Raw genomic sequence first — 12,226 nt, 5'->3', positions numbered from 1 at the left:
CATGCAAACATTTTCCCCTCAGGCAGTGATTGATCGCTTACAAAATATTGTAGGGCGTTCTTATGTTTTGACCGATGACCAAAGCACGCGTCAGTACCGCCAAGGTCGTCGTTTTGGTGAGGGGAAAGTACTTGCAGTGGTGGTACCAGGGACCTTGCTAGAGCAATGGCAGGTGCTCCAAGCTGCAATTGAGGCAGACTGTATTGTGATTATGCAGGCGGCCAATACGGGATTGACCGGTGGTTCAACCCCGTATGGTGATGATTATGACCGCCCTGTTTTGGTCATGAGTACGCGCCGATTAAAGGGCATTCAGGTCATTCATGACGGTAAGCAAGTCATTTGTTTACCGGGTGCGACCTTAGATAATTTAGAGCAAATTTTAAAGGGTTATGACCGTGAACCGCATTCAGTGATTGGTTCATCTTGTATTGGGGCATCGGTACTTGGCGGTGTCTGTAATAACTCTGGCGGTGCATTGGTACGCCGTGGCCCTGCGTATACTGAACTGGCGTTATATGCTCAGGTAAACGCTACTGGTCAGTTAGAACTGGTAAATCATTTAGGCGTAAATTTAGGCTCGACTCCTGAAGAAATTCTGACTCGTTTAGAGAAGCAACAATACCAAGCTATAGATATTTTAGATGACAGTGAAAAACAGGCGTCTGACCATCGTTATGCCCACGATGTGACGCAAGTCGATGAAGATACACCCGCTCGTTTTAATGCAGACCCGTCACGTTTGTTTGAGGCATCGGGTTCGGCTGGTAAAGTCTGTGTGTTTGCTGTACGTCTTGATACTTATGAAAAAGTAGAGAGCAATGTCTTTTATATTGGGACTAATGATGCCGATGATTTAACAGCGATTCGCCGTTACTTACTCACCTCACTACCAAGCCTGCCAATTGCGGGCGAATATATTCACCGAGATGCTTATTTAATTGGTGAAAAGTACGGAAAAGACACCTTCTTATTTATTGAAAAGTTTGGTACAGCCAATGTTCCAAAAGCTTTTGCGATGAAAGATAAAGTCGATGGCTTCTTAGAACGATTTAAAATTAAAGGCTTAACGGATCATATTTTACAGGCCATTACCTTCTTTTTACCGAGTCATTTGCCTAAGCGCATGACCGAATATCGAGATCGTTATGAGCACCATTTAGTGCTGCGTGTTGAAAATAATTCAAAAGTACAGACCGAGCAGTTTTTAAAAGAATATTTTGCAGTACATCAGTCAGGCAGCTATTTCGTATGTAGCGAAGAAGAAGGGCGAAAGGCCTTCTTACACCGTTTTGCGATTGCAGGGGCGGCAATTCGTTATCGTGATACGCATCGTAGTGAAGTTGAAGATATTGTGGCGCTTGATATTGCGTTACGTCGTAATGACCGTGAGTGGGTAGAGCAACTGCCGGCCGAGATGGAAAATAAAATCCTCCATAAACTCTATTATGGGCATTTCTTTTGTCATGTGTTTCATCAGGACTATATTCTTAAAAAGGGTAATGATCCGTTAGAAATGGAACATCAAATGTGGAAGTTGTTGGACGCGCGCCGTGCTGAATATCCGGCAGAGCATAATGTTGGGCACCTTTACATTGCCAAACCTGCATTAGCCAATTTCTATCAAAAACTTGACCCAACCAATAGCTTTAATGTGGGGATTGGGCATACCTCAAAACTGAAGTATTGGGGCAAGGCTAAATCGTAATATTGAGACATAAAAAAAGGCGCCGAAGCGCCTTTTTTAATAGATGATTTATGCTGCTTCTACTGATTTAGCAAGCACTTCAGCCATCGCTTTAGCAACAGTGTAAACATTGTTCATGTTTAAGCCTGCTACACAAATACGACCACTACGTACTAAGTAGATTGCATATTCTTCACGCAAGATATCAACTTGCTCAGCAGTTAAACCTGTGTAACTGAACATACCTTTTTGGTTTACAAGGTAGCTAAAGTCACGGTCTGGTAATGCTTTAGTAAGTTCGTCTTTCAAGATACTACGCATTTTAATAATACGCTCACGCATCTCTTTAACTTCGCCTTGCCATTGTTGGTTAAGTTCAGCGTCATTTAACACTTCATCAACTAACCAAGCACCTGTAGTAGGAGGGCTAGAGTAAATACGGCGTACCGTCGCTTTTAACTGACCGAATGTGCACTGAGCTGCTTCTGCATCGTCACATACGAAAGTTAAGCCGCCAACACGCTCGCCATATAAAGAGAAGATTTTAGAGAACGAGTTGCTCACAATGAAGTTTAGACCCGCTTGGTCTAAAGCACGGATTGCATACGCATCTTCTTCCATACCGTCACCAAAACCTTGGTAAGCGATGTCTAGGAATGGAATAAGGTTACGGTCTTTTAATACTGCAATTACTTGGTCCCATTGAGCTGGGTTTAAGTCAGCACCAGTTGGGTTGTGGCAGCATGGGTGCAACAACACAATGCTTTGCTCAGGCAAAGTTTTAAGTGTAGAAAGCATACCGTCAAAATCTACACCACGTGTTTCGTTATCGAAATATGGGTAGAAATGAGTCTTGATGCCAGCGCCATTGAAAATCGCAACGTGGTTGTCCCAAGTTGGTTGGCTTACCCAAACGTCTGAATTTGGGAAATAAGTTTTTAAGAAATCTGCACCAACTTTCAATGCACCTGAACCACCAAGCGTTTGGATGGTTACAGCACGGCCAGCTTTAACTGCTTGGCTGTTTGAACCAAATAAGAGTGCTTGAATTGCTTCACGGTAAGGTTTGAAGCCTTCCATTGGCAAATAAAGTTTGGTTTTACCGTTCTTAGGCTCAATACGCTTTTGCGCCTCGATAATGGTCTCTAACTGAGGAACAATGCTGTCTTCGTTATAATAAAGACCAATACTCAAGTTCACTTTTCCAGAACGAGTATCAGCATTGAACTGTTCCATTAAAGAGAGAATTGGATCGCCTGCGTATGGGGGGATATGTTGAAACATCAAAAAAGTCCTTTCATTCAACAATATGCATAGTGCTGGGTTTTTTCTGTCTCGAAAAATACGCCACAACTATGTCGATGCTCAATAATGTATCAATAAAGCTACCGTGAAGCACCTGATAATTTCACTAATATCGATATTTTCTGGATGAAAATGATAAAAAGATTTAAAAGAAATTACGGTAAATAGATACTAATTTATAACTCATGCTTTCATTCAAGCAGATTGTCTACAATCTTGCTGTAATACATTGGTTGTAGACTAAAGTTTGAAACAAAAGTTTAATGACTAAAAAGTAACTAAGAAAGAGTTATAAAACCATAGATAAATTGAAACTAAGTTATTGTTTTATAAATATCAAATGGCAAGTGGTTTAATACTTTAAATATAAGGTGATATAAGCGGTCAGGCTATAAAAATTGACCTGATGCGTTCTGTAAAGTGTCAACAATCACCTTGATTTTTTTCATTCATACCGCTATAAAACTCATAATTGATTAAAAATTGTCGACAATATGCAAGATTTGACCTTCGCACCAGAGCCATTACAAAGTCAGGGAAGAACACTGACCGAGAATGTATTTAAACAAATACAGACGGCGATTGTTTTGGGTCAAATTCCGGCAGGTAGCAAGATTTCTGAGCCTGAGCTGGCACGTACTTACGGCATTAGCCGTGGACCTTTACGTGAAGCGATTCATCGTCTTGAAGGGCAACGTTTGGTTGAGCGCACTGCTCATGTGGGTGCGCGCGTGGTTTCGCTCTCACTGCAACAGTTTAAAGAGCTTTACCAGATTCGTGCGTCTTTAGAAGGTTTGGCTTGCAAACTTGCGGCACAGCATATTGATAAAAAGCAAATTTTGGCGCTACGTGATGTTTTGCGTATGCATGCTGAAGATGAAAACTTTAAAGCAGGTAAGGGATATTACTTGCAAGAAGGGCAGGACGATTTTCACTACTGCATTATCAAAAGTAGTGGCAATAAAACGCTAGAAAAAATGCTATGTGATGAGCTTTATCACCTCATCCGTATGTACCGAATTCAGTTTTCAAACACACCCGATCGACCGAGCAAAGCTTGGGACGAACACATCCGTATTTTAGATGCAATTGCAGAAGGCGATGGTGAACTTGCCGAGCTGCTTATGCATCGACATATCAATGCTTCTTACAAAATTATTGAGCAAACACTGCTACAAGCACAAGGAGAACATAACAATGGCTAAACAATCCGCAGGTCAGCTATTTCGCGATGCAGTAGCCCAAGAAAAGCCATTACAAGTGGTTGGAACCATCAATGCCAATCATGCACTTTTGGCAAAACGTGCAGGTTATAAAGCGATTTACTTATCAGGTGGTGGTGTAGCAGCTGGTTCTTTAGGCTTACCTGATTTGGGAATCAGTAACCTGGATGATGTGTTGACAGACGTACGTCGTATTACAGATGTATGTGATCTTCCATTATTGGTTGATGCTGACACAGGTTTTGGTGCTTCTGCATTTAACATTGCTCGTACTACAAAAGCACTCATCAAGTTTGGTGCTGCGGCAATGCACATTGAAGACCAAGTGGGTGCAAAACGTTGTGGTCACCGTCCGAACAAAGCCATTGTGACTCAAGAAGAAATGGTTGACCGTATTAAAGCTGCGGTTGATGCGCGTGGTGATGACAGCTTCGTGATTATGGCACGTACCGATGCATTGGCTGTAGATGGCTTACAAGCTGCCATTGACCGTGCAGGTGCCTACATTGAAGCGGGCGCAGACATGTTGTTCCCTGAAGCAATTACTGAGCTTGATATGTACAAGCAATTTGCTCAGAAGACTGGTGCACCAATTTTGGCAAACATCACAGAGTTCGGTTCTACACCACTGTTTACCACTGAAGAGTTAGCATCTGCCGATGTAAGCCTTGCGCTTTATCCGCTTTCTGCTTTCCGTGCTATGAACAAAGCAGCCGAAACTGTGTATGAAACCTTACGTAAAGAAGGTACTCAAAAGAACGTGATTGATATTATGCAAACGCGTAAAGAGTTATATGAACGCATTAACTACTATGCGTTTGAAGACTACTTAGACAACGCATTTGCTAAAAAGAAATAAACCAACCTTCTTTTAAAAGAAGGGGAAGCGATGGTCTTGGCTATCGTGAGGGCGGCATGGATGCCGCTACGTTGGACTGCGATATAGGGATATATCGTCAGACCAACAAGGATTTTTGCTTACTTTTCATCCGTGAAAAGTAAGGCGAACGGCAGGTTAATCCAAAAAATGGATGAGAACTCGGCAAGAAGCTGTCGCGTTTTTACCCAAGTAAAAATTGAACAAACAACAAATTCTGGTTGATATAAAGGATGATTCTATGAGCTCAAATGAAACAACAACAGGCTTCAAACCAAAAAAATCAGTTGCACTTAGCGGACAAGTTGCAGGCAACACAGCACTGTGTACCGTAGGACGTAGCGGTAACGACTTGCACTATCGTGGCTATGACATTCTTGATCTTGCGGCAGGTAGCCAGTTTGAAGAAGTTGCTCACTTGCTCGTACATGGCAAATTACCAAACAAAGCTGAACTCAAAGCGTATAAAGCAAAATTAAAAGCACTTCGTGGCTTACCAGCAGCACTTAAAACTGCACTTGAACAATTACCACCGTCTGCACACCCAATGGATGTGATGCGTACAGGTGTGTCAGTGTTAGGTTGCTTAACGCCAGAACACGAAGACCACAACGAAGCTGGCGCAAAAGACATTGCTGATAAATTAATGGCAAGCCTAGGTTCAATGCTGCTTTATTGGTATCACTTCAGCAATAACGGTCGTCGTATTGAAGTTGAAACTGATGACGACTCAATTGCAGCGCATTTCTTACATTTACTTCATGGCGAAAAACCATCTGAAGAATGGATTCAAGCAATGCATACCTCTCTGATTTTGTATGCTGAGCACGAGTTCAACGCATCAACATTTACGTCACGTGTGGTTGCAGGTACAGGTTCTGACATGTACTCGGCAATTACAGGCGGTATTGGTGCGCTTCGCGGACCTAAGCACGGTGGTGCAAACGAAGTTGCATTCGTGATTCAACAGCGTTACGACAACGCAGACGAAGCAGAAGCTGACATCCGTAAACGTGTTGAAAATAAAGAAGTTGTGATCGGTTTTGGTCACCCTGTCTATACAGTTTCTGACCCACGTAACGAAGTCATTAAGAAAGTTGCGCATGACTTAGCACAAGCACAAGAGAACACCAAAATGTACCTCATCGCTGAGCGTTTAGAAGCAGTGATGAAAGAAGTGAAAAACATGTTCCCGAACCTCGACTGGTTCAGTGCAGTGAGCTATCACTTGATGGGCGTTCCAACTGCCATGTTCACACCATTGTTCGTAATTGCACGTACAGCAGGTTGGTCAGCGCACGTGATTGAACAACGTCAAGACGGCAAAATCATTCGTCCAAGCGCGAACTACACAGGCCCTGAAAACCTCGAATTTAAACCATTGGCGGAGCGTGGTTAATGAACACAAAATACCGTAAACCGCTGGCAGGCACCCAGCTTGAATATTACGACGTGCGTGAAGCCGTTGAAGATATTCAGCCAGGCGCATACGAAAAACTGCCTTACACCTCTAAAGTACTCGCTGAGCAATTGGTACGCCGTGCCGATGCCGAGAATTTAACTGCTTATTTAACGCAGCTAATTGAACGCCGTCAGGACTTGGACTTTCCTTGGTATCCTGCGCGCGTGGTGTGTCATGACATCTTGGGTCAAACTGCACTGGTTGACCTTGCAGGTTTACGTGATGCGATTGCTGACAAAGGCGGCGACCCATCTAAAGTTAACCCAGTTGTGCCGACTCAGCTTATTGTCGACCACTCTTTAGCAGTGGAATACGGTGGTGCTGACCCAGACGCTTTTGCAAAAAACCGTGCTGTTGAAGACCGTCGTAACGAAGACCGTTTCCACTTTATTGAGTGGACTAAAACCGCATTTAAAAATGTCGATGTGATCCCTGCGGGGAACGGCATTATGCACCAAATTAACCTAGAGAAAATGTCTCCGGTGATTCAAGCGCGTGATGGCGTAGCATTCCCAGACACATGTGTGGGTACAGACTCACACACGCCACATACAGATGCTTTGGGCGTAATTTCTGTGGGCGTGGGTGGCTTAGAAGCTGAAAACGTAATGTTAGGCCGTGCATCTTGGATGCGTCTGCCAGACATTATTGGTGTTGAGTTTGTAGGTCAGCGTCAGGCAGGCATTACTGCAACAGATATCGTACTTGCTCTAACAGAGTTCTTGCGTAAAGAGCGCGTGGTGGGTGCTTACCTTGAGTTCTTTGGTGAAGGCGCTGACAGTATGTCTGTGGGCGACCGTGCAACTATTTCGAACATGACACCAGAGTATGGTGCTACTGCTGCGATGTTCTACATCGATCAAAACACGATTGATTACTTACGCCTAACAGGCCGTGAAGATACTCAAGTGGCATTGGTTGAACAGTACGCAAAAGAAATCGGCCTTTGGGCATCTGACATGACCAAAGCAGAGTACCCACGTGTACTACGTTTTGATCTATCGACAGTCACACGTAACATTGCTGGTCCATCAAACCCACATGCACGTGTTTCAACTGCGGACCTAAAAGAAAAAGGCATTGCAGGTGTTGTTGAAAACCGTTCTGATGGCTTAATGCCAGATGGCGCAATCATTATTGCTGCAATTACTTCATGTACCAACACTTCTAACCCACGTAACACTGTGGCGGCAGGTTTGTTGGCACGTAAGGCAAATGAGCTAGGTTTAGTTCGTAAACCTTGGGTGAAATCATCGTTTGCACCGGGTTCAAAAGCGGCTGCACTTTACCTTGAAGAAGCGGGTGTTCTAAAAGACTTAGAGCAACTTGGCTTTGGTATTGTGGCTTACGCTTGTACGACCTGTAACGGTATGTCTGGTGCGTTAGATCCAGTCATTCAGCAAGAAATTATTGACCGCGACTTGTACGCAACCGCAGTACTGTCTGGTAACCGTAACTTCGATGGTCGTATCCATCCTTATGCAAAACAAGCGTTCTTGGCATCTCCACCGCTTGTCGTGGCGTATGCAATTGCAGGTACGATTCGTTTTGACATCGAAAAAGATGCGTTAGGTCATGACAAAGAAGGTAACCCGATTTACCTGAAAGACATCTGGCCATCTGACGCTGAAATTGATGCGTTAGTTAAAGAAGCCGTGAAACCTGAACAGTTCCGTAAAGTCTACATTCCAATGTTTGACTTGGGCGAAGTTGAACAAGCGAAGAGCCCACTTTACGACTGGCGTCCGCAAAGTACTTACATCCGCCGTCCACCATATTGGGAAGGGGCGTTGGCTGCACCACGTACTTTAGCGAACATGCGTCCGCTTGCGATTTTGGGTGATAACATCACTACCGACCATTTGTCGCCTTCAAATGCGATTTTGATGGACTCGGCTGCGGGTGAATATCTTCATAAAATGGGTGTACCAGAAGAAGACTTCAACTCATATGCAACGCACCGTGGTGACCACTTGACTGCACAACGTGCAACATTTGCCAATCCGAAACTGTATAACGAAATGGTGGTTCGCTCAGACGGCACCATTAAGCAAGGTTCAAAAGCGCGTGTAGAGCCAGAAGGCGAAGTGATGCGTATGTGGGAAGCAATTGAAACCTACATGAACCGTAAGCAACCGTTAATCATTATTGCGGGTGCTGACTACGGTCAGGGTTCAAGCCGTGACTGGGCTGCAAAAGGTGTACGCCTTGCAGGTGTTGAAGCGATTGTGGCAGAAGGTTTTGAGCGTATTCACCGTACTAACTTGGTGGGTATGGGCGTGTTACCACTTGAGTTTAAACCGGGTGTAAACCGTAAGACTTTAAAGCTAGATGGTACAGAGCTTTATAGCGTGATTGGTAATATTGCGCCGCGTTCGACTTTAACTTTAGTGATTGAACGCGCCACAGCGGATGGTAAAGAAGAGATTGTTGAAGTACCAGTGACTTGCCGTTTAGATACAGAAGAAGAAGTTTCTGTATATGAAGCGGGTGGTGTATTACAGCGTTTTGCGCAAGACTTTTTAGAAGGCCAAGTGGCTTGATACTTTAGCTAAAAGTAATTGATTCTGTTTAAAAAAGACCCTACTTTAAAGTGGGGTCTTTTAATTTAAGAGTTTTGAGTATATATGAGAGATTTAGGGCAGTTGGGTGAAAGTACTTTTTCAGTTTGGTGTAATCAAGTAGGTTTAATTGCGAATCCATCAATAATTGATCGAACAGGCTGGGACTTTTATGTTCAATTTCCTATAACTAATGATTTATCAGTTTTAAAATTACATAAGCCTGCTTTTGATTGCAAAGTCCAAGTAAAAGCGACTGATAATAGGAATAGAAAGTTGCAAATTACTTTGTCAAATTTAAGACAAATGGCAACAGCTTCAATGCCAACATTTTACTGTTTTTTAGAGTTTGATAATAAAAATGAAGTACAAAATGCATTTCTTCTACATGTAGATAATGAGCTAGTTTATAGAATTCTTAAAAAGATTCATCAAATAGAACAAACTCAAGAGCATAAAAATTTAAGCAAGAAAAAAATGACACTTACTTATAGTGAGCAACACAGACTTGAAAAATTAGATGGTGAAAATCTAAAACAAAATCTGTTGAAATATATAGGTGAAAACTATTCTGATTACATAGCTAGTAAAAATAAATATTTACAAGAGTGTGGTTTCGAAGATGGATATGGAACAGTTCAATTCTCTCTTGAAGGTGAAGAGGGTATACAGAAAATCATTGATGTTTCTTTAGGATTAGAAGAGGAGTTAGATGTTCAAAACTTAGTTAATATTGAAAAACGATTTGGTATCCCATCGAAAAATTCAAATTTTGAAATACCTAAAGCAAAACTAAGTTTGGGAGTGTTGCCACCTAAAAAAGGAAAAATTAGATTCAAAGAAGATAGCTTATCAAGTGGTTTAGTATTTAATATTGATTTTTATAATTCACCTTTTAGTTTTAAGGAATATAGAAAATTTGCAAAATTTCGGATTATTGGTGAATTCTTCGATATGACGTGTGAACCATATGCAAATAAATCTAATTATAGTTTTACATTGGGGGAGAATAGGAGATTTGAACTAAAAAAATTAAAAGATGCTTTAGGTCTAATTGATCTGATGAGCAGAGATAATCAAAAGATTATTATGGAGTTAGAAGTAGAAAATTTTGAGCCTTTATTCTTTGATTTGAAAACTAAATTTGTAAAAAGAGAGTTAATTATATTTGATGATCTATTGAATAAGGCATTACAAATATGTTTTCAAAGCAAAATTTATGATGAAATATTTATTTCTATTCAGGAGTTATATAATTATAGAGAAGAAATTGAACAGTTCCATACTATAATTACTAAAACAAATAAGTGTGATTTTAGAGTCGAGTATGAGGTAGACAGTAATCGTATATTCGAATTTGAGAAAACAACTTCGACTTCAGCTATATTTTGCAGATTAGGTAGTCATGCTATAGGAGCAATTCTAACAATTATTGGTAAGCCTGAGAAAATATCAAAAAATAAATTTAGGATTGATAAAGGTGAACTAATAATAGAAAGAACTCTTATATTTACTCGAAGTAATGAAAATATTAATGAAGAAATTAGTAGAGTAATACAAAACACGATAAGTAAATATACAGATGAATACGACGTTTTCTATAACTGGGATACAGGTGCTGTATAAATTAAAAACCATAAAAAAGCCCGACATCCTGTCGGGCTTTTTCGTATTTGGTTGCTAGATATGACTCCTGTCGTATCTCACGATCCTGATGCATGAACCTATTATTGTTGTTTTATGTTCTGGAACATCCTGTTCCTGTATGAGTACATATTAGAAAAAAAGCAGGGGACAGCCAATCCGCTAAATCCCTAAAAGCTTGTAGGTTAAATCGTACAGAATAAAATTGTGGAAGACTTTTTAGGAATTTAAGCGACTTAATTATTTAGTCTATAACTGATTGAAATTTATTCTAAAAGATCTTATTTTGATAATGGGGTTTTTTTAGGAATATATTGTGGCTTCATTAGATTTTGAAAAAGAAAAAGTTATTTTTAGGGATTATTGGAATGAAAATTCTACGTTACTAAACCAAGCTAAAAATGCTTTTATAGCAATTATCAATGCTTTATTAATAGATGAGTTTCCTATAGCAGCGGTAAGTGGTCGGGTTAAGTCAAGAGAAGAATGTGTAAAGAAGTTTTCTTTGAAGTATCAAACTGTTTTAGAAGAACAAAACACGCCTTATGAAATAAAAGATCATATTACAGATTTAATTGGTTTAAGAATAGTTTCACTATATGAAACAGATGTTTCTAAAATTAAGGATGCTTTAGCTAAAGAGTTTGAAGTTATAGAAGTGACGGATAAAATTTCTGCTATGGAAGCTCGTGAAGATTCATTTGGATATAAAGGATTGCATGTAGATCTGAAATTAAAAAGTCCAAGAGTTGAGATGAAAGAATATAAAAGATATTCTAATCTAAGATTTGAAGTACAGATTCGTACAATAATTCAAGATGCATGGAGCGTTTTAGATCATAAAATAAAATATAAAAAGTCCATTCCAATATCAATGAAAAGAAGAATTAACACTTTAGCTGCACTATTCGAGCTAGCTGATAGAGAATTTTACAATATTAAAATTAAGACAGATGATCAACAAGCTGAAGCAAGAGACAAATTAGACCAAACCATATCTATAACCGAAGAACTAGATGCTTTTACATTCTTAGCTATTGTTGAAGATAAATTTAGTGAATTTAACTTTCAACCTCATAAAATTGATGGGTTTGTAGCAGAAATAGTTGAATATTCTAATGGGACTTTGAAGATTAAAGATTTTAAAGAAATTTTTGAAAAAGAGTTCAATGATGTTGAACAATATAAAGAATATCTAGAGCAAGAAGAGAACGATCCTCATGTGATTAATCCATTTACTGAAATTCGGCATATTCTTTATAAAAATGATAAAGAAAAATACAAAAAAATACTATATAAAAATCAGAGAGATAGATTTGATCATTGGCTTCAGGAAAGATCTATGTAAAGAGAGAAATAAAAAAGCCCGACATCCTGTCGGGCTTTTTCGTATTTGGTTGCTAGATATGACTCCTGTCGTATCTCACGATCCTGATGCATGAACCTATTATTGTTGTTTTATGTTCC

General features: G+C 40.2%; 8 protein-coding genes and 1 pseudogene. 7 read left to right on the top strand and 2 right to left on the bottom strand.

Features of this window, described 5'->3' with window-relative positions:
- Position 1: 1 nt before the first annotated feature.
- Positions 2–1,708, top strand: coding sequence for a D-lactate dehydrogenase (gene dld, locus H7R46_RS18210; protein ID WP_182924230.1), 1,707 nt, complete (start codon positions 2–4; stop codon positions 1,706–1,708).
- A gap of 48 nt (positions 1,709–1,756) precedes the next feature.
- Here the strand turns inward: dld and H7R46_RS18205 are convergent, their stop codons facing one another.
- Complete coding sequence (locus H7R46_RS18205) at positions 1,757–2,971, bottom strand: aromatic amino acid transaminase (RefSeq protein WP_086260834.1); 1,215 nt, start codon at positions 2,969–2,971, stop codon at positions 1,757–1,759.
- Positions 2,972–3,306: 335 nt separating this feature from the next.
- A pseudogene (locus tag H7R46_RS18200) lies at positions 3,307–3,441 on the bottom strand (hypothetical protein).
- Between the two features lie 45 nt (positions 3,442–3,486).
- On the opposite strand from H7R46_RS18200, the gene H7R46_RS18195 reads away from it, so the two are divergent.
- The 6 genes from H7R46_RS18195 (at position 3,487) to H7R46_RS18170 (ending at position 12,107) form a co-directional block, all read left to right on the top strand.
- On the top strand, positions 3,487–4,197 hold the full coding sequence (locus H7R46_RS18195; RefSeq protein WP_001153627.1) for a GntR family transcriptional regulator: 711 nt from the start codon (positions 3,487–3,489) through the stop codon (positions 4,195–4,197).
- Positions 4,190–5,074, top strand: coding sequence for a methylisocitrate lyase (gene prpB / locus H7R46_RS18190; RefSeq protein WP_005071840.1), 885 nt, complete (start codon positions 4,190–4,192; stop codon positions 5,072–5,074). The genes H7R46_RS18195 and prpB overlap by 8 nt, the downstream gene beginning before the upstream one ends.
- Before the next feature lie 259 nt (positions 5,075–5,333).
- Positions 5,334–6,491: a 2-methylcitrate synthase gene (prpC, locus tag H7R46_RS18185; RefSeq protein WP_002120737.1), complete on the top strand. Its 1,158-nt coding sequence runs from the start codon at positions 5,334–5,336 to the stop codon at positions 6,489–6,491.
- Positions 6,491–9,097: a Fe/S-dependent 2-methylisocitrate dehydratase AcnD gene (acnD, locus tag H7R46_RS18180; RefSeq protein WP_086260835.1), complete on the top strand. Its 2,607-nt coding sequence runs from the start codon at positions 6,491–6,493 to the stop codon at positions 9,095–9,097. The genes prpC and acnD overlap by 1 nt, the downstream gene beginning before the upstream one ends.
- Before the next feature lie 84 nt (positions 9,098–9,181).
- On the top strand, positions 9,182–10,741 hold the full coding sequence (locus H7R46_RS18175; protein ID WP_086260836.1) for a DUF4365 domain-containing protein: 1,560 nt from the start codon (positions 9,182–9,184) through the stop codon (positions 10,739–10,741).
- 334 nt (positions 10,742–11,075) lie between these two features.
- Positions 11,076–12,107, top strand: a complete 1,032-nt coding sequence (locus tag H7R46_RS18170) for a GTP pyrophosphokinase family protein (protein WP_086260837.1) — start codon at positions 11,076–11,078, stop codon at positions 12,105–12,107.
- The last annotated feature ends 119 nt before the right edge of the window (positions 12,108–12,226 follow it).

The sequence above is a fragment of the Acinetobacter sp. BEC1-S18-ESBL-01 genome, from assembly GCF_014169935.1.
GTDB lineage: Bacteria > Pseudomonadota > Gammaproteobacteria > Pseudomonadales > Moraxellaceae > Acinetobacter > Acinetobacter pittii.
This window is presented reverse-complemented; position numbering and strand designations above follow the sequence as displayed.

Bases quoted from the DNA above. Each gene is read 5' to 3' on its own strand.
- dld (WP_182924230.1), top strand. From the start codon at position 2: ATGCAAACATTTTCCCCTCAGGCAGTGATTGATCGCTTACAAAATATT.
- H7R46_RS18205 (WP_086260834.1), bottom strand. From the start codon at position 2,971: ATGTTTCAACATATCCCCCCATACGCAGGCGATCCAATTCTCTCTTTA.
- H7R46_RS18195 (WP_001153627.1), top strand. From the start codon at position 3,487: ATGCAAGATTTGACCTTCGCACCAGAGCCATTACAAAGTCAGGGAAGA.
- prpB (WP_005071840.1), top strand. From the start codon at position 4,190: ATGGCTAAACAATCCGCAGGTCAGCTATTTCGCGATGCAGTAGCCCAA.
- prpC (WP_002120737.1), top strand. From the start codon at position 5,334: ATGAGCTCAAATGAAACAACAACAGGCTTCAAACCAAAAAAATCAGTT.
- acnD (WP_086260835.1), top strand. From the start codon at position 6,491: ATGAACACAAAATACCGTAAACCGCTGGCAGGCACCCAGCTTGAATAT.
- H7R46_RS18175 (WP_086260836.1), top strand. From the start codon at position 9,182: ATGAGAGATTTAGGGCAGTTGGGTGAAAGTACTTTTTCAGTTTGGTGT.